This window comes from Actinokineospora diospyrosa (genome assembly GCF_024171925.1).
Taxonomy (GTDB): domain Bacteria; phylum Actinomycetota; class Actinomycetes; order Mycobacteriales; family Pseudonocardiaceae; genus Actinokineospora; species Actinokineospora diospyrosa.
In genome coordinates this window covers 92,167-109,251 of sequence record NZ_JAMTCO010000011.1, presented here as the reverse complement: position 1 = coordinate 109,251, position 17,085 = coordinate 92,167, and the positions used below count along the sequence as shown (strand labels likewise).

At 68.9% G+C, this 17,085-nt stretch carries 17 protein-coding genes; 6 read left to right on the top strand and 11 right to left on the bottom strand.

Annotated elements, in window-relative coordinates; all coding sequences use genetic code 11:
* The first annotated feature begins 41 nt into the window (after positions 1 to 41).
* Positions 42 to 428, top strand: a complete 387-nt coding sequence (locus LV75_RS22840; RefSeq protein ID WP_253889036.1) for a sunset domain-containing protein — start codon at positions 42 to 44, stop codon at positions 426 to 428.
* Here the strand turns inward: LV75_RS22840 and LV75_RS22835 are convergent.
* The 8 genes from LV75_RS22835 to LV75_RS22800 form a co-directional block, all read right to left on the bottom strand.
* Entirely contained in the window at positions 425 to 1,471 is a 1,047-nt protein-coding gene (locus LV75_RS22835) for a hypothetical protein (RefSeq protein WP_253889035.1), read from the bottom strand. The genes LV75_RS22840 and LV75_RS22835 overlap by 4 nt on opposite strands.
* Positions 1,468 to 3,336, bottom strand: a complete 1,869-nt coding sequence (locus LV75_RS22830) for a hypothetical protein (protein ID WP_253889034.1) — start codon at positions 3,334 to 3,336, stop codon at positions 1,468 to 1,470. The genes LV75_RS22835 and LV75_RS22830 overlap by 4 nt, the downstream gene beginning before the upstream one ends.
* Positions 3,333 to 4,151 carry a hypothetical protein gene (locus LV75_RS22825; protein WP_253889033.1) on the bottom strand — a complete coding sequence of 273 codons (819 nt, stop codon included), beginning with the start codon at positions 4,149 to 4,151 and terminating at the stop codon, positions 3,333 to 3,335. The genes LV75_RS22830 and LV75_RS22825 overlap by 4 nt, the downstream gene beginning before the upstream one ends.
* 89 nt (positions 4,152 to 4,240) lie before the next feature.
* The gene (locus LV75_RS22820; RefSeq protein ID WP_308211027.1) at positions 4,241 to 4,804 is read right to left on the bottom strand and encodes a Crp/Fnr family transcriptional regulator; all 564 of its coding nucleotides are present in this window, start codon (positions 4,802 to 4,804) and stop codon (positions 4,241 to 4,243) included.
* Positions 4,805 to 5,023: 219 nt separating this feature from the next.
* The gene (locus tag LV75_RS22815) at positions 5,024 to 6,082 is read right to left on the bottom strand and encodes a 2-oxoacid:ferredoxin oxidoreductase subunit beta (protein ID WP_253889031.1); all 1,059 of its coding nucleotides are present in this window, start codon (positions 6,080 to 6,082) and stop codon (positions 5,024 to 5,026) included.
* Positions 6,079 to 7,980, bottom strand: coding sequence for a 2-oxoacid:acceptor oxidoreductase subunit alpha (locus LV75_RS22810; RefSeq protein WP_253889030.1), 1,902 nt, complete (start codon positions 7,978 to 7,980; stop codon positions 6,079 to 6,081). Before LV75_RS22810 ends, LV75_RS22815 begins: the two co-directional genes overlap by 4 nt.
* A 226-nt stretch (positions 7,981 to 8,206) precedes the next feature.
* Positions 8,207 to 8,971, bottom strand: coding sequence for an enoyl-CoA hydratase (locus LV75_RS22805; protein WP_253889029.1), 765 nt, complete (start codon positions 8,969 to 8,971; stop codon positions 8,207 to 8,209).
* 29 nt (positions 8,972 to 9,000) lie between these two features.
* A complete protein-coding gene (locus tag LV75_RS22800) occupies positions 9,001 to 9,453 on the bottom strand; it encodes an Lrp/AsnC family transcriptional regulator (protein WP_253889028.1) in 453 nt (150 codons plus the stop codon).
* 74 nt (positions 9,454 to 9,527) lie between these two features.
* Between LV75_RS22800 and ddaH the strand changes: the two genes are divergently transcribed.
* The 3 genes from ddaH to LV75_RS35090 all read left to right on the top strand — a co-directional run bounded on the left by ddaH (position 9,528) and on the right by LV75_RS35090 (position 12,083).
* Positions 9,528 to 10,385, top strand: a complete 858-nt coding sequence (gene ddaH / locus LV75_RS22795; protein WP_344800999.1) for a dimethylargininase — start codon at positions 9,528 to 9,530, stop codon at positions 10,383 to 10,385.
* 726 nt (positions 10,386 to 11,111) lie between these two features.
* Positions 11,112 to 11,789, top strand: coding sequence for an HAD family hydrolase (locus tag LV75_RS22790; RefSeq protein ID WP_253889027.1), 678 nt, complete (start codon positions 11,112 to 11,114; stop codon positions 11,787 to 11,789).
* 159 nt (positions 11,790 to 11,948) lie between these two features.
* Positions 11,949 to 12,083, top strand: a complete 135-nt coding sequence (locus tag LV75_RS35090; RefSeq protein WP_301319628.1) for a hypothetical protein — start codon at positions 11,949 to 11,951, stop codon at positions 12,081 to 12,083.
* On the opposite strand, the gene LV75_RS22785 is transcribed toward LV75_RS35090, so the two are convergent.
* Both LV75_RS22785 and LV75_RS22780 read right to left on the bottom strand, forming a co-directional pair.
* A complete protein-coding gene (locus LV75_RS22785) occupies positions 12,064 to 12,588 on the bottom strand; it encodes a TetR/AcrR family transcriptional regulator (RefSeq protein ID WP_253889026.1) in 525 nt (174 codons plus the stop codon). The genes LV75_RS35090 and LV75_RS22785 overlap by 20 nt on opposite strands.
* A complete protein-coding gene (locus LV75_RS22780; protein WP_253889025.1) occupies positions 12,585 to 13,916 on the bottom strand; it encodes an amidase in 1,332 nt (443 codons plus the stop codon). Before LV75_RS22780 ends, LV75_RS22785 begins: the two co-directional genes overlap by 4 nt.
* 75 nt (positions 13,917 to 13,991) lie before the next feature.
* Between LV75_RS22780 and LV75_RS22775 the strand changes: the two genes are divergently transcribed.
* Entirely contained in the window at positions 13,992 to 14,774 is a 783-nt protein-coding gene (locus LV75_RS22775) for a siderophore-interacting protein (RefSeq protein ID WP_253889024.1), read from the top strand.
* 75 nt (positions 14,775 to 14,849) lie between these two features.
* Positions 14,850 to 15,716, top strand: a complete 867-nt coding sequence (gene htpX / locus LV75_RS22770; protein WP_253889023.1) for a zinc metalloprotease HtpX — start codon at positions 14,850 to 14,852, stop codon at positions 15,714 to 15,716.
* A gap of 482 nt (positions 15,717 to 16,198) precedes the next feature.
* Here htpX and rfbA read toward each other — a convergent pair whose 3' ends face one another.
* Positions 16,199 to 17,080: a glucose-1-phosphate thymidylyltransferase RfbA gene (gene rfbA, locus LV75_RS22765; RefSeq protein WP_253889177.1), complete on the bottom strand. Its 882-nt coding sequence runs from the start codon at positions 17,078 to 17,080 to the stop codon at positions 16,199 to 16,201.
* Between the last annotated feature and the right edge of the window lie 5 nt (positions 17,081 to 17,085).

Here is a 17,085-nt window from a genome sequence, read left to right as displayed (position 1 = left end):
AACCCCGGTGACGGTCAGACGGCGGCGCGAGGAGGCATCCGGTGAGGCGACCGGTTCTGTGGTGCGTGCTGTCGTTCCTGGCGGGGGTGGTCCTCACCTGGGCCTACCTGGCCCGCAAACTGACCCCCCAACCCCCCTGGGTCCTCCCCACCCCCGCCGTCCGCATCCCCCTCCAAACCCGCGACGACGAGTACACCGGCGTCTCCGGCACCCTCGACAACGCGTTCGAGGGCCCAGCCGCCCCCGCGGGCCCCGACGGCCTAGCCCCCTCCACCGACTTCACCGTCAAAGGCAACCACGGCATCTTCCACACCACCGAATCCCCCGCCTACCCCACCACCACCGCCACCGTCTGGTTCCGCACCCCCGCCGACGCCGAACGCGCGGGCTTCACCCCCTGGAACGCCGAGGAAACCAGCGAGCCCTAGTCCTCCGGCCCCGGTTGTTCCACGGGTTCCGCACCGGCGGCCGACCAGTCGTCCACCCCGTACCGCTGCCTGGCCTTGGCTGCCAGGTCGCTGTGGCCGTGCCGGTCCAGCAAGATCACCAGGTCGCGGCCGAACAGCGCGTGGTTGTCGTCATCCGGGTCGGGGAGCAGGTCCGGCGCGTCTTGCCCGTTGGTGGTGGGGCTGTCGACGACGAACAGGCTGTGGCCGTTGTCCGACCAGGTGCTGCCGGGGACCAGCGCCCGGAACGCCCGGTCGACCTCCCGGTCGTTGGCCGCTGCCGACAGCTGGGCGAGTGGGCCGATCAGGTCGACGGTCTCCCGGACCTTGGTCGAGTCCTTCGCCAGCCACCACACCACGGTGCTCCCGGCGCTGGTGAGCACCTCTTCGGTCAGGTAGCCGCGGAGGAACCGCTCGTTGTCGATCTCCAGTTGGGCGAGTTGCCGCTGCCTGCCCAGCCGCAGCCGGTTCCGCAGGTAGGAGTCGTGCTCCTCACCGACGGTCAGGTTCACCTCGGTCGCCCAGGCCTGCACCGCGTTCCCGCTGTCGGTGCCGGGGGTGCTGAGCTCCGCGGCCAGGGCGTGGACCGCGCCGCTGTCCTGCGGGTGGTGCAGGTGGGTCAGCTGCCGGGCCCGGCTGATCACCGACTGGACCGCGAGCGCGCCGGGGTCCGGGTGTCCCTGCCCCCGCGGGTACCAGCGCACGGTGCAGGTGAGGGTGAACGGGATGTCCTCGATCGCGCTCGGCAGCCGCACCGAGGTCAGCGTGCGCGCCCCCGGCGGCGGGGGAGCCGGGGCGGGTGGGGGCACGACGACCGGTTCCGGGAACCGCCGGTCCCCGAGTGGGCGGCCGCGCAGCCGGGCGGCCGTGGGGGAGACCTGCGGCGCCACCACCGCGACCGCGCCGAGCAGCACGGCGATGACCACGGCGGTGATCCAGCCGTCCCACTTGAAGATCGCGCCGACCACGAATGGCACCATCACCGCCGCCACGGCGGCGATGACTACTCGCATGTCCCTGGTCATCCTTGTCCTTCCGGCGTTGTCACGTGCGGTGCCGCGTCGATGTGGCGCAGCAGTTCCCCGGCGCGGTCGTGTGCCACCCGCAGCTCCTCGGGGTCGATGGCGTGGCGCACCCGTTCCCGGGTGAACACGAAGAGTTGGTTCAGCAGGTCCGGGTTCCCGTCGCAAGCGCGCACCACGAGGTCTGGATCCCGTCCGATCCACGTCCACAGGCCCTCTTGTGGAACTGCACGGGTGCCGGACGAGAGCATCTGCCGCCACAGCTCCAGCAGGTTGTCGCGCGCCTGGTGCTCCCGCGCAAGGCGGACCGGGATATCGAGGTTGGCCAGGATCGCGTGGTCGTGCTCGGTGAAGTTGTACTTGCGCAGGTGGTAGAGCAGCCAGCGCTGGAAGCCGTACTGCCGCACCTGGCCCAGGAGCGCGTCGAGCGCGGTGTCCCGAATAGACGTTCGACTGTGCCGGGTGAGGTGCCGCAGTCGCACGAGCGCCTGCGGCGGCTGGTTGGGCGCGATGTCCTCGACGCACGCCTCGATGAGGACGCGGGCCAACGGCTCCGGCAGCTCGCGCTCACGTGACCAGTCGTAGACGTACCGCCGGAACTCCTTCGACCGCCCGTCGTGGCGCAGGCCGATCGCCAACACCTGCGCGGCCAGGTCCGGATGTCCCCCGGTGGCCCAGGCCCTGACCAGGTGCCGCAGTGGTTCAGCGGGGCCGGTCGCGAGTTGGACATCGGCGAAGCGGTCCACCAGTTCGGCCTTGGCGGAGTAGGGCAGGACCGCCGACGGGGCCACCTCCTGGACCCAAGCCGCGACACCGTCGCGCAAAGTCGGGAAGTAGGTCCAGAAGTGGGTGCGCAGGGCGCCGTCGAGGGCGAGGTCGGCGAACTCCACGCGGTCGTGGCCGTCCACGCGCAGGTTCACCGCGGCCATGCGCTCGGCCAGGTGGGCGCCGTCGAGGGTGTGCCGCTGCGCGGCGGGGATCGCGGTCTTCTCGTGGAACACCGCCTCGGCCGTTGCCAGTGCCTCGACTGGCGCGCCCGGTAGGAAGGCCGCGACCGTGAGCAGTGCCCGGTCCGCCGCGCCTTGTTGGCCGGAGAACAACTTCCTGGCTTGCGCGGCGCGCTCGGACTGGGCCGCGAGCGCCTCGGTGAGCCAGTCCGCCAGGTTGTCACCGTGCTTGGTGTCGCGGGCCTTGACGACCAGCCTGGCCAGGGCGGCTATGCCCCCGGTCGACTCGGACCGCAGGAAGCGCGCCAACCGATCTGTCGCGAGCAGCGGGTCGGGCGGGGTGATGCCCTCCGCGGCCAGGTGTGCTCGCAGTACCTGTGCCCCGTCCGGGCGCTCGACGTGGATGTGCAGTGCGGCAAGCGAATCGGCCAACAGGTCGACCTGGTTGGGCCGGACCAGGACGACGAGCCTGGCTTGCCCGACGGCGGCCTGGTAGGTCTCCAGTTCGGAGCGCAGTGCCACGACGCTGCTGTCGTCCGCCGCGCACAGGTCGAGCAGCAACCGGTCTTGGGGCCGCAACTCCGCGGTGTCGAGGGCTGATTCCCGGTCGTCGGCCCGGTAGTCGAGCACCCGGAGGTGGTCCACGTGCCTCGTTCCGCGCTCGGTCAGCAGCATCAGCGCGGTGGTGCGGGTACCCGCCTCGGCCGATCCGGCCAGCACGGCCGTGTTCGACCGGCTGAACGCCGCGAAGGGGTAGCCGCGTGGTTCGACGAACCGCTGCGCGCGCCGGTGGATCTCCTCGGCGGCGATGAACCGGCGTTCTCGCCGCCTCCGCATCGCTTGCGTGATGTGCAGGTTGAACTGCGGACCGGGGCCGTTGTTGACGTTCCCGATCTCTTCGAACTGGTAGTTCGACGTCATCGCGATCCGCGGTGGTCGTTGTAGGTGGCGCCCGATCCGTTGATCTGGGCGCCGGAACCGTTGTTGACGTTGCCGGGCCCGTTGAACGTGTAGGTCGTGTTCCCCTGGTTGACGTCGCGGCCCGCGTGGATGGCGGCATCGCCCGGGCGGTGTGTGTCCTTTGTGTCCGCTGAGCTCTCGCTGTGCGGCAGGAAACCGTGGTGCAGCAGGTCGCCGGTCGGGGACGGCACCCTGAGGTAGGCGACGTCGGTGAAAGCCTTGACCCGCACCGGGGCCGGGACGTAGAGGTCGGCCGGTTCACGGCTGTACCCGCTCGCGACGGCGTCGTGGAAGGCGCGGCCGGACACGATCGCCGCGACCCTGGTGGCTGTGCCGGAGCGGATCAGCAAGTCGCGCACCGGATCCGCGTCGAGCAGCCGGTGGGTCTCGATCCGCGCGACCCCGCTGCCCTCGCTGACCAGCCCGCGGCCGGTGTCGGTCACCGGCCCGACGTTGACGCTGACCCGCATCCGCAACGGCACCGGATCGGCCCGCACCTGCTCCCGGTAGTCCAGTTCGCCTTGCAGCGAGGCGAGGAACGGGGTGAGCAGCAGCGGCAGCACATCGGTGTCGAAGCCCGCCAGGTACCCGTCACCGGTGTTGAAGCCGAAGCGCTGCTCGTCCCACACCGCCCGCAGCCCGCACTTCTCGAACGCCGTGGCCAACACCACCGCGATCCGCTCGGTGATCTCGGCGTGGTGGCGCCCGGCCACCCCGCTGAAGTCCTTGATGTCCACCCCGAGCAACGCCCGGTACGGCGGCAGCCTCGACGCCACGTCTTCCTCCTCGTCGCAGTTCGCGACGAGCCTCGCGGTACCGGCCTAACGGAACTGTCCGGCAGCGGACAGTTCCGCGGCGACGTGGGTCACAGTCCGGCGATGCCGCGCAAGCGGGCGACGTCCGAGATCACCAGCCGCGGCCCCGGCCGCAGCGCGCCGCTGTCCTTGAGCCGCTGCAGGTGGTTCGCGACGGTGCTACGGGCCATACCGAGCGAGTCGGCCAGTTCCTGTTGCGAGAACGGCACCCGCTCGGCCCCACCACTGCTGTCGTCAGCCAGCGCGGCGACCTCCAGCAGCAACCGGGCGATCTTGCGCTCCGGTCCGAAGTGCACCAGTCCAACCTGGTAGGCCGCTGTCTGCGAGAGCTTCGACATCGTGTACTCCAACAGCGCCGACTGCCCGTCCTGCTCAGCGAGAAAGCTGTTGAGCCGCTCCGCCTGCACCACCCGAACACTGCACCGGTCAATGGTCTCCACAGTCGCGGTCCGCCGCTCCGCCGACCGCGCCGCCAACTCCCCGAGCAAGTCCCCGGCACCGCGCAACGCCAGCAACAACCGTCCCCCGTCCGGTTCCGTACCGAACACCTTCACCCGCCCGGAAACCAACAACAGAACCGCTGTCCCTGGTTCGCCTTGGCGCAATAACGGCACCTTGGGCCCATGAACCCGCGGCAACCCCAACTCCAGTAGTTGCGCCCATTTCCGCTCCCCCAAAACCGCGCGGAATCCCCGCGCCCCTCTGCTCACGCAGAGATGAATACCGCACCACCCGCAGTGACTGCGGCCCCTTCTTCGCCCTTCACCCGAACGCTCGAACCGCAAAGCAAACAGGCCCCCGCCGAAGCGGGGGCCTGTTCACGCGATAGGGACTTAGGCGATCACGGTCCAGGTGTCCTTGCCGCGCAGGAGCGAGGTCAGGTCGGCAGCCTTGGAGGCCTTGGCGTCGTCTACCTGTGCTCGGGCCTGGTCGTCGTACGTGGCCCTGGAGACTGAGCGGAACACGCCGGTGACGGTGTGGCTCAGGTCTTGGGTGGAGAGGCGGGACAGGGCGAAGGCGAAGGACGGGTCCTCGGCGTGGGCGTCGTGGACTACGAGGGCGTCTTCGCCGACCTCGCTGACCTTGGCCACCTCTAGCGAACCGAATCCGGCCCGCACGACGCCGTACTCGCCCGAGGCGCCGAAGCGGATGGGCTTGCCGTGCTCCAGGGGGATGAGGCGGCGCTCGGCTTCGCCTGCTTCCTTGAGCACGTCGAACGCGCCGTCGTTGAAGATGGGGCAGTTCTGGTAGATCTCGACCAGGGCTGAGCCGCGGTGTTCGGCCGCCTGGCGGAGGACCTCGGTGAGGCCAACGCGGTCGGAGTCCAGCGCGCGGCCGACGAAGGTCGCCTCGGCGCCGAGGGCCAGCGAGACCGGGTTGAACGGGTAGTCCAGCGAGCCCATCGGGGTGGACTTGGTGACCTTGCCCGGCTCCGAGGTCGGCGAGTACTGGCCCTTGGTGAGCCCGTAGATCCGGTTGTTGAACAGCAGGATCTTCAGGTTCACGTTGCGGCGCAGCGTGTGGATCAGGTGGTTGCCGCCGATGGACAGCGCGTCGCCGTCGCCGGTGACGACCCAGACCGAGAGGTCCGGGCGGGCGGTGGCGAGGCCGGTGGCGATGGCCGGGGCGCGGCCGTGGATGGAGTGCATCCCGTAGGTGTTCATGTAGTACGGGAAGCGCGACGAGCAGCCGATGCCGGAGATGAAGACGATGTTCTCCCGGCGCAACCCCAGCGTCGGCAGGAACGACTGCACGGCGTTGAGCACGACGTAGTCGCCGCAGCCCGGGCACCAGCGGACTTCCTGGTCGGACTTGTAGTCCTTGGCCTTCTGCGGTTCGTCGGTGGTCGGCACCCCGGCGAGTCCGGGGAGCCCCAAGTCGATCGTGGTCATGCCGCATCGACCCCCTTCACGATGTCGGTGAGCACGTTCTGCAGTTCCTCGGCTTTGAACGGCAGGCCTGCGACCTTGGTGTAGCTGACGACGTCGACCAGGTACTTGCCCCTGAGGAGCAACGCCAGCTGACCCAGGTTCATTTCCGGCACGACGACCTTGTCGTAAGAGCGCAACACGTCGCCGAGGTTGGCCGGGAACGGGTTCAGGTTCCGCAGGTGGGCCTGCGCGACCGAATGGCCGAGCTTGCGCACCCGGCGGCACGCGGCGCCTATAGGCCCGTAGGACGAGCCCCAGCCCAGTACCAGGACCCGCGCCTTACCGGACGGGTCGTCAACCTCTAGGTCGGGAACCGGGATGTTGTCAATCTTGGCCTGCCGCAACCGGACCATGCGGTCGTGGTTGTCGGGCTCGTAGGAGATGTTGCCGGTGCCATCGGCCTTCTCCAGCCCGCCGATGCGGTGCTGCAGACCGGGCGTGCCCGGGACCGCCCACGCGCGCGCGAGCGTCTCCGGGTCGCGCAGGTACGGCCAGAACGCCGACCCGTCCGGCGAGTTCGGCTCGGTCGCGAACTCCACGGTCAGGTCGGGCAGGTCCTCGACGTCGGGGATCAGCCAGGGCTCGGAGCCGTTGGCGACCGCGCCGTCGGACAGCAGCAGCACCGGGGTGCGGTACTTAAGCGCGATGTGCGTGGCTTCAAGCGCCGCGGCGAAGCAGTCGGCGGGCGACTGCGGCGCGATGATCGGCACCGGGGACTCGCCGTTGCGGCCGTACATCGCCTGCAGCAGGTCGGCCTGCTCGGTCTTGGTGGGCAGACCGGTCGACGGGCCACCGCGCTGCACGTCGACGACCAGCAGCGGGAGTTCGGTCATCACGCCGAGGCCGATGGTCTCGGACTTAAGCGCGACACCCGGCCCGGAGGTCGAGGTGACGCCCAGGGCACCGCCGTAGCTAGCGCCCAGCGCGGCGCAGATACCCGCGATCTCGTCTTCGGCCTGGAAGGTCGTAATGCCGAACTGCTTGTACTTAGACAGCTCGTGCAGGATGTCCGACGCCGGGGTGATCGGGTACGTGCCAAGCAGCACAGGCAGCTTCGACTGCTGCGCGGCGGCGACGATCCCGTACGCCAAGGCAGTGTTGCCGGTGATCTGGCGATAAGTGCCCGGCGCGAGCTTGGCGGGGGCGACCTCGTAGGTGACCGCGAACGCCTCGGTGGTCTCGCCGTAGTAGAAGCCCGCGCGGAAGGCCAAGACGTTCGCCTCGGCGATCTCCGGCTTCTTAGCGAACTTCTCGCGCAAGAACCGCTCGGTGCCCTCGGTCGGCCGGTGGTACATCCACGACAGCAGACCCAGCGCGAACATGTTCTTGCAGCGCTCGGCGTCCTTCTTACCGAGCCCGGTGTCGGCGAGCGCGCCTTGGGTGATCGTGGCCATCGCGACCTGGTGCACCTGGTACCCGGCGAGGGAATCGTCCTCGAGCGGGTTGGCCGCGTAACCGACCTTGGTCAGGTTCCGCTTGACGAACTCGTCGGTGTTGACGATGAGGGTGCCGCCCGCGGGCAGGTCGGCGATGTTGGCCTTGAGCGCGGCCGGGTTCATCGCGACCAGCACGTCCGGCCGGTCACCCGGGGTCAGGATGTCGTAGTCGGCGAAGTGCACCTGGAAGCTGGAGACCCCGGGGATGGTGCCCTGGGGGGCGCGGATCTCCGCGGGGAAGTTGGGCATGGTGGACAGGTCGTTGCCGAAGGCCGCGGCCTCCGAGGTGAAGCGGTCGCCGGTGAGCTGCATGCCGTCACCGGAGTCCCCGGCGAACCGGATCACCACTCGATCGAGTTTGGTGACCGCGGCCGCCCGCGAGGTCCCGGTGGCGGCCGTACCACCGTCCACACCTGTGCTCATGAGCTGCCGAACCCTCTCTCCTGACACCCGGACTCGCTGGTCGTGTCGCGTTCAACGGTAGGCATCGCCGGTCCCCGGACCCGTGCAACGCGCTGCAGATCACAGTCCCGCGCGAGACCCCATCCCAAAGTATCGGGTAAGGGCCTGGTGCGGTCCCAGTTTGAGTGTAACCGGCGGTTACACTTATCTCGCATGGTGGGCGGTCCGGTGGGACGCCGCGAACAGCCTACGGGGTCGCCGCCGAGGAGATCCGCGCCTTCATCTCGGCCAGGAGCTGGGCGAACGCCGGGGAGTCCATCGAGGTCAACTGGGCCGCGAGTTCGGTTTCGATGGCGTCGTCGTGGCTGACCTGCGCCGCTGTGGCGCGCATGGACCTCTTGATCGAGAGCACTAGTTCTTTAGGGGCCGCTGTGGTGGGCGCGGCAAGGTCAACCGCGGCCTGGACGAGGGCCTCGTGGTCACCTTCGATCGTGCTCAAAGTCAGGCCGACCCGCCGTGCCTCGGCAGCGTCAACGACGTGCCGGAAGAGGGTCATCGCAGTGGCTGTCTGGGGCCCGACGAGCCGCTGCAGCATCCACGTCATGCCACCCCCGGGGTGGATGCCCAACTGCAGGAAGCGCGCGTCGAACCGCGCCTTGGGTCCCGCGATCCGGACGTCTGCCGCTAGCGCCAAGTTCAGCCCGGCGCCCACGGCAGCCCCGCCGACCGCCGCGATCGTCGGTAGCGAGCACCGCGCGACGGCGAGGAAGCCCGCGTAGATCCCACGCAGCCCTTCTTCGCGCGACTCACCGAGCACGCTTAGGTCTGCCCCGGCGCAGAACGCTGGCGGGGTGCCGGTCACTACGAGCGCCGCGATCTCCGGGTCGGCCTCGCACTCGGCGACCAGCTCGGCCAGCCGTGCGGACATGGGCAGCGTAAGAGCGTTGCGCCGGTCGGGGTCGTTGAGCGTGATCACGGCGACGCCCTCGCGCCGCTGCAGCAGGACGGTCATGTCAGCGCACCCTAGCGGCTCAATTCACGTCATTGGCCGGGCTCTGGGGCGGGTGGGCGCTCCAAGAGGGTCGAGAGGACGACCGTGGAGACGGTGCGCGAGACCATGTCGACCGCCCGCAGCCGCTCCAGGGCGTCCTCCAGGTGGTGGATGTTGGCCGCGCGCAGGTGCACGATCGCGTCGGCCGCCCCGGAGACGGTGTACGCGGCCACGACCTCGGGCAGCGGTTCGAGGCGCTGGCGGATCCGGTCGGGGGACACGTTGCCCTGGCAGTGCACCTCGACGAACGCCTCGGTGCCCCAGCCGAGCGCCTCGGGGTTGACCACGGCGGTGAACCCGCGCAGCACCCCGGTCTCCAGCAGCCGGTCCACCCGCCGCTTCACCGCGGGCGCCGAGAGCGAGACGGCCTTCCCGATCTCGGCGTAGCTGGACCTGGCGTCGGCCACGAGCCGTGAAATGATTCGCTGATCAATGACGTCCACACGCAACATTCTGCATGCTGAAGGGCAGCGAAGCGACATTGATGGTTGCTTCAGGTGCCCTTACATTTCGATCCATGACCTCGGCACCCGTGCGCCAGCCCGCGACCACCCGGCTCGCCACCTCGCGGCGGTACCTCATGTGCGCGCCCACGTACTTCGCGGTCGAGTACGCCATCAACCCCTGGATGGACCCGACGCGGCCGGTGAGCACCGCGGGCGCGATCGCGGAGTGGTCGGCCCTGAAGGAGACCTACGAGCGGCTGGGCCACGTGGTGGAGACCATCGCCCCGCAGCCCGGCCTGCCGGACATGGTCTTCTCGGCCAACTCCGGCACGGTCATCGACGGGGTCGTGCTCGGTGCCCGCTTCCGCGCCCCCCAGCGCGCCGCCGAGGCCGACTTCTTCCGCACCTGGTTCCTCGACCACGGCTACCGCGACATCGTGATGCCCGAGAAGATCAACGAGGCCGAGGGCGACCTCACCTGGACCGGCGATTTGTTGCTCGCGGGCACCGGCTTCCGAACCGACCCCGGCGCCCACGCCGAAGCCCAGGAGATCCTCGGCGTCCCCGTGGTCTCCCTGCAGCTGGTCGACCCCCGGTACTACCACCTCGACGTGGCCCTGGTCGTGCTCACGGAGGCAGGCCCCGGTTCCCGAGCCCACATCGCCTACTACCCAGCCGCGTTCTCCCCCGGCACCCAACGCCTACTCCGCCGCCTCTACCCGGACGCCATCCTGGCCACCGAAGAAGACGCCGCCTGCCTGGGCCTCAACGCCGTATCCGACGGCCGGAACGTGATCATCGCCAAAGAAGCCACCAACCTCGCCGCCCAACTAGAAGCCCACGGCTACGCCACCCACCACGTAGACATCACCGAACTCCGCAAATCCGGCGGCGGCCCGAAGTGCTGCACCATGGAACTCCGGGGCTGATTCATCACTTTCGGTGGATATCGTTCCGGGACCTTGGCCGACCGCCGAGGCTTGCCAGACGGTGAGCACACGGCCACCAGTCAGGTCGACCTTGTCTGGGGACGGTGCAGTGACCTGAACCGGGCTCGGCAGCTCGAGTCGATCGAAAGACTGCGCTTGCCATGCGAGTAGGGCCGGGCGGTCGCAATTGGTTCGTCGGTGAGTGCCGCCTCAGCCGCCAGCAGACCGCTGGTCTATCACTCTTGATCTCCGGGGAGCGGAACTCACAGCCCTTCCGCTGTGTCCGTCGAGGGCTACACCGTGATGGCCACGCTGATCGAAAGAGCCCTGAGAGCGGCAAGACAGGAATGCCCCTCAGGTGAGCGTCAGCCATGAGCGTTCAGCTACGCTACGTGCATGGAAAAGTGCCCTGAGTGCAAGGCGGGCGAGCTGGTTTTCGTCAAGATCGACAGCTTGCCAGGTGGCGGCCTCCGCAAGTGCAACAACTCTGACTGCGAGGCCACGTTCCCCGCGAGATAGCGCCGCGGGCTCCAGGCTGACGTGCGCCGACTAGGTACGGGACCGGTGCAGGACACCAGACTCAACGTCGGGCCTTCCTCAGTGGAAGGGATGGAGCCCAGATGGCCAAGTGCTGAACCATGAAACTCCTGGGCTAGCCGACAACATCGACGAGTTGGGCTCACTCGGCCTAGGCACGTGGAGCGCGGTCAGGGTCGAGGTCAGCGCGTGACTGTGGTCGACGACGCGCGCGGCCTTCGGCGGCTTTTGGCTGGTGCTGATGTTCTGCTGCTCGACTTCGACGGGCCCATTTGCTCTGTCTTTGCGGGCGTTCCGGCCCCTGTCGTGGCTGGTCGACTGCGTGGGGTGCTCGCGAGCGGTGGGCGTGGGCTTCCGCATGGGGTTAGCGTCAGCCAAGATCCGTTCGACGTTCTCCAGTACGCGGTGACTCTTGGCCCTGAGGAAGCGGGCGTCGTCGAGGCGGCTCTGGCTGCGTATGAGGCTGAGGCCATCGTCGGGGCTGTTCCCACGCCGGGCGCGCGCGAGTTGATGCGCGCGTGGCACGGGAGCGACCGTCCACTGGTGGTCGTCAGCAACAACAGCCGCGTAGCGATCGAGGCGTATGTTGCCCGCCACGGTCTAACGCACCTGATCAGTGGCATCTCGGCACGTGAGGACGCTCGGGTAGACCACCTTAAGCCGAGCCCGTATCTCGTTGACCAAGCGCTGGCTGGTCGTCCACCGGCATCGGCTGTCTTCGTCGGTGACTCGGCTAGCGACATGCTCGCTGCCCGAGCATCAGCGGTGCCGTTCGTCGGCTACGCGAACAAGCCGGGCAAGGTCGACCGCTTGGCTGGCGCTGCTGCTGTGACCACGTCAATGAAGCTGCTGGGCGACGTTCTATAGGGGGCTTGCCTGTCCACGTGCGACAAGAGCACCCGCTTCGGTGACGTGTCCTGCGCGGAACTGTCGTACCCCGGTGGTCCAATTTTCGCGAGGCCGTTAGGGCTCGGCGGGAGCTGGGCACTTCAGGGCCGACAGTGATCACTTGCCAGGAGGAAAGTCATGATCAGCACTACGCGTCCGGACAAGCCCGCGATGCCGGTGTTCCGGGGCTCGGTTGTCGTTGAGGAGCCCAAGGTGGTTCCCGCGCCGCGGGTGTCGGTGGAGAACCCGGTGTTCAGTTCGGGGAAGCGCTGACCAGCAGCAACAGGGCGGCGGCGATCTCCGGGGTGGTGCCGGTGGCGAGGCGGCGGAGTTGCATGCCTGCTACTAGGGCTACGACGGGGGCGGTGAGGGGTTCGGGGTTGGGGAGGCCCAGGGCCTTGAGGACAGTTAGGGCTAACGCGTCGTAGGCGGCGAAGCAACGGGATGCGGCGTCGCGTAGAGATGGGTCTCGGGCGGCTTGTAGGTAGAGCTCGAAGGGGGCCAACTCCGACGGCAGGCTTTCGATCACCTGTTGGACCAAGACCGCGGCTTGTTCGACCGTCGCTGGTTGTTGGGCTAGGGCTGCCAAGCGGGTGGTTTCCTCGTGGACGAACAACAAGAGGCTCTCGCGCAGTAGGTCCGACTGCGTGGCGAAGTGGTAGGTGATCGACCCCAGGGACACCTCTGCCTCTCGGGCGATCCGCCGGTTGGTCACCCCGGCGACCCCTTCGGCCGCGATCACCCGCAGCACTGCGCGCAAGATCCGCTCTCTAGTCACGACGGCCACCTCTGGTCCCACCGCTCTACCGACTCCAGTTGCGCGGCAAGGGAAATCAGCTGCCGCTCGCTGTTGGCAGGCCCAAGCAACTGCGCGCCCACCGGTAGCGGCGTAAGACCCGCGGGCACGTTGATCCCTGGCCACCCCAACACATTCCACGGCCACGCGTACGGACACGCCCTGACAATCGCTTGGTCGGTCTGCCATCCACGCAGGCCGTCGATAGCGCCAACAGGCAGCGGCAGGGTCGCCGTGGTTGGGGTCAGTAAGACGTCGACGCGGTCGAAGACCCGGCCGATTCGGCGTTGGAACGACCGGAGGGTGGCGTTGGCCGCGCGCAAGCCTTGGCCGCGCAGCAGCGCGCCGAGGCGGCTGTTGTCGCGCGTGCGTGGGTCGAGCAGCGCCTGGTCCGGCACGCGGCCGTGCCAGTCGTGAACGCCACCGAGGGAGCGGGGGAGGAAGTTGAGTCCGATGAGGCCGTAGTCGGGGTTCACGATGGAGATCTCGTGTCCTAGTGATCCCAACACCCGCGCCAGTCGCACGACCGCCGCCCGCACCAACGGATCCAGCACAACGCCGCGTACACCGGTAAAGGCAGGGCGCAGCGATAGTCCTACCCGTAGTCGGCGGGGCTCCACAGTGGCCGCATCCCGGAACGGCCTATCGGCAAGGACTTCCAGCAATAGAGCGGCGTCAGCGACTGTACGGGCCAAGACGCCGTCGGTAGTGATGCCGTGGAACAAATCTGGACTGGACACCCGTCCCCGCTGGGGTTTGATCCCCACCAGGTGCGTCCACGCTGCCGGGATCCGGACCGAACCAGCGCCGTCAGACCCAACTGCCGCAGGTACTAACCCGGCAGCAACCGCGGCAGCAGACCCACCGGAGGACCCGCCAGGCGTGCGCGAGAGATCCCAAGGGTTCCGCGTGGTCCCAAACGCGGGCCCTTCGGTGATCGGCCACTGACCGAACTCAGGCGTGTTGGTCTTACCGACGATGACGGCCCCGGCATCCCGAAGGCGACCTACTAAGGCACAGTCGGCCTCCGCGGCTGGGAACTCGCCCGCGCATCCAAACGCGGTGGGCTCGCCAGCGATGTCGATGTCGTCCTTGATGGCGACCGGCACGCCCAGCAAAGGCTTGCGTACCCCTTCGCGCAAGAGTCCGTCGGCGGCTTCAGCCTCAGATAGGGCTGCCTTGCGAACGAGCCGAAACGCGTTGAGCGTCGGTTGGCTCTGCCCGATCGCGGCTAGAACCTGGGCAGTTAGGTCTACCGAGGTGGTCTCCCCGGCGGCAAGAGCATGAGCGGTGGCCTCGAGTCCGAGCACGGCGACCTCCTTGTTCGTTCGAACGAACAGTAGCCCGCGCGAGCGCCGAGGACCACGGGCGCGAAGATGGGGGTGATGAGCACGAACCCCGAAACCCGCAGGCGTTCCCGCAGGCAAGAGACCCGCCTCTGGCGCGTCCCGGTCGTCCGCGTCGAGCGCGTCACCCCGCACATGGCGCGGGTCACCGTCCAGGACGAGTCGCTGGCGAGCCTGGCGGGCGCGGGCACCGACCAGAACGTGATGCTCTACCTCTACCCCGAGGGCACCGTGCTCCCCGAGCCGCTGACCCTGGAGTCCGCACGCGGATTGTGGGCCCAGGTCCGGCCGCTCACCCGGACCTACACGCTGCGCAGGCACGACCCGGTCACCAACGAGGTCGACTTCGACTTCGTGCTGCACGGCGACGCCGGACCGGCCTCGGCGTGGGCGGCCAGGGTCCGCCCCGGCGACCAGATGATCTTCGTAGGTCCCTCGCCCGCCTACCAGCCCGACCCGGCCGCCGACTGGTACCTGCTCGCGGGCGACGAGACCGCGATCCCCGCCATCGCCGCGATCCTGGCCGCCCTGCCGCCGGACAAGCAGGTCCTCGCCTACGTCGAGGTGGCGGACGCGGCCGAGGAGCAGCCCATCGACGGCATCACCTGGCTGCACCGCGACGGCGCGCCCGCGGGTCAGAACACCGTTCTGGTCGACGCCATCCGCGCCGCCGAACTACCGGGGGGACTGCCCGAGGTCTGGCTGGCAGGGGAGCGGTCGGCCATGCTCGCCGTCCGGGCGCACCTGCTCGACGATCGAGGCTATCCCCGCCAGCGCGTCCGCCCCACGACCTACTGGCGGCTGGGCGAAAGCGGCAACTGATCGACTGTCTGGTTGGAACTTCTCACCCGGGGCGCTCGTTGAACCCAGCGGACCAACCGGACTGAGGAGGCGGGCGTGCACGGGCATTTCAACGGACTGCGCACCGCCCTCCTGCTCGGCGGCATGAGCGGGCTGATCATCGCGATCAGCTCGTTCTTCGGCAGGACCGCGCTGATCATCGGCGTGCTGGTCGCCGTCGGGATCAACGGCTACGCCTACTTCAACTCCGACAAGCTGGCCCTGCGCGCGATGCGGGCCCGGCCGGTGTCGCAGGCGGAGCACCCCGCGCTGTACCGGATTGTGCGCGAGCTGGCGACCGCCGCGCGGCAGCCGATGCCGCGGCTCTACATCAGCCCGACCCAGGCCCCGAACGCCTTCGCGACCGGCCGCAGCCCGCGCACCGCCGCCGTCTGCTGCACCACCGGCCTGCTCGAGCTGCTCGACGAGCGCGAACTGCGCGGCGTCCTGGGCCACGAGCTCTCGCACGTCTACAACCGCGACATCCTCATCTCCTGCGTCGCGGGCGCGCTCGCCAGCGTGGTCAGCCTGCTGGCCAACCTCGCCATGTTCGCGGGCATCTTCGGCGACGGCGACGACGAGGACCGGATGAACCCGCTGGCGCTGCTGCTGGTCGCGCTGCTCGGCCCGATCGCGGCGACCATCGTGCAGATGGCCGTCAGCCGCTCCCGCGAGTACCAGGCCGACGAGTCCGGTGCCCGGCTCACCGGCGACCCGCTGGCCCTGGCCTCGGCGCTGCGCAAGCTCGACGAGGGCACCCGCGCCGCGCCGCTGGCCCCCGAGCCCGCGCTCGCCGCCCAATCGCACCTGATGATCGCCAACCCCTTCCGCCCCGGCGACGGCATCTCCCGGCACTTCTCCACCCACCCACCGATCGCCGACCGCATCGCCCGCCTCGAACGCATGGCGATGGAACAGCAGTAGCCCAGCTTGCGGCCTTCGCGGTTCGCCTGCCTGGAGCGGATGGCGCTTGGCCTTCGCGACGCATCTGCCGATCGTCGAGCGAATCGCCCGCCTGGTGCGGAGGGCTTTGGTCGGGCGGTGGCAGCCTTGTCGACGCTTTCGCCGATCGCCTGCTTGGAGCCGATGGCGTTAGGGCGGCGGTGACTCAGTCGGCAGTGCCAGTGGCCATCTCGACGCTCTCGGCAAGAGTCGCCCGCATCGCTCGCCTTGAGTGCACGGCGATGGAGCAGCGGTAGCTCGGCCTGTGGCCTTCGCGATGCATTCGCCGATTGCCTGCTTGGGGCGGATGCCGTTGGGGCAGCGGTGAGTCGGTCGGTGGTGCCTGCGGACTTCGCGAGGCACTCGGCGATCGCCTGTTTGCAGAGGACGGCGTGGGGCAGCGTGACTTAGCAGTGGTGCCCTGCGGTCTCGGCGATCGTCGAGCGGGGTGGTTGGGCTTTGGCTCAGCCGGTGGTGCCTGCGGCCTTGGCGACGCTCATGACGTACTCGCCGTAGCCGGACTTGGCCAGCTTGGCCCCGAGGGCGTGACACTCGTCCGGGGTGATGAAGCCGCGGTCGAGGGCGATCTCCTCGAGGCAGGCGATCCGCACGCCGGTGCGGTGCTCCAGGACCTGCACGAACTGGCCCGCCTCCAGCAGCGAGTCGTGCGTGCCGGTGTCCAGCCAGGCGAACCCGCGGCCCAGGTCGATCAGCCGCGCCCGGCCCTGGCGCAGGTACTCGGCGTTGACGTCGGTGATCTCCAGTTCGCCGCGGGCGGACGGGGTGAGGCTCTTGGCGATCTTGATGACGTCGTTGTCGTAGAAGTACAGCCCGGTGATCGCCCGGTTCGACTTCGGCGCCTGCGGCTTCTCCTCGATCGAGACCAGCCTGCCGTCCCCGTCGACCTCGCCGACGCCGTAGCGCTGGGGGTCCTTGACCGGGTAGCCGAACAGCACGGCGCCGTCGAGGTCGGTGGTGTTGGCCTGCATGATCTGGGAGAACCCGAGGCCCCAGAAGATGTTGTCGCCGAGCACCAGCGCGACGGGGTCCCCGCCGACGAAGTCCTCGCCGATGATGAACGCCTCGGCGAGCCCGTTGGGCTGGGCCTGCTCGGCGTAGGAGAAGGCGACCCCGAACTGGCTGCCGTCACCGAGCAGCCGCTGGAAGTTCGGCAGGTCGGCGGGCGTGGAGATGATCAGGATGTCCCGGATCCCGGCCAGCATCAGCACCGAAAGCGGGTAGTAGATCATCGGCTTGTCGTACACCGGCAGCAGCTGCTTGGACACCGCCTGCGTGATCGGGTGCAACCGGGTCCCACTGCCCCCGGCTAGAACGATGCCCTTCATCGCGG

Excerpts from the sequence above, each read along its gene's own strand:
- LV75_RS22835 (WP_253889035.1), bottom strand. The coding sequence starts at position 1,471 with ATGACCAGGGACATGCGAGTAGTCATCGCCGCCGTGGCGGCGGTGATG.
- LV75_RS22775 (WP_253889024.1), top strand. The coding sequence starts at position 13,992 with ATGAGCACGAACCCCGAAACCCGCAGGCGTTCCCGCAGGCAAGAGACC.
- LV75_RS22810 (WP_253889030.1), bottom strand. The coding sequence starts at position 7,980 with ATGAGCACAGGTGTGGACGGTGGTACGGCCGCCACCGGGACCTCGCGG.
- LV75_RS22805 (WP_253889029.1), bottom strand. The coding sequence starts at position 8,971 with ATGACCGTCCTGCTGCAGCGGCGCGAGGGCGTCGCCGTGATCACGCTC.
- LV75_RS35090 (WP_301319628.1), top strand. The coding sequence starts at position 11,949 with ATGATCAGCACTACGCGTCCGGACAAGCCCGCGATGCCGGTGTTCCGG.
- LV75_RS22815 (WP_253889031.1), bottom strand. The coding sequence starts at position 6,082 with ATGACCACGATCGACTTGGGGCTCCCCGGACTCGCCGGGGTGCCGACC.
- rfbA (WP_253889177.1), bottom strand. The coding sequence starts at position 17,080 with ATGAAGGGCATCGTTCTAGCCGGGGGCAGTGGGACCCGGTTGCACCCG.
- ddaH (WP_344800999.1), top strand. The coding sequence starts at position 9,528 with ATGACCTCGGCACCCGTGCGCCAGCCCGCGACCACCCGGCTCGCCACC.
- LV75_RS22830 (WP_253889034.1), bottom strand. The coding sequence starts at position 3,336 with ATGACGTCGAACTACCAGTTCGAAGAGATCGGGAACGTCAACAACGGC.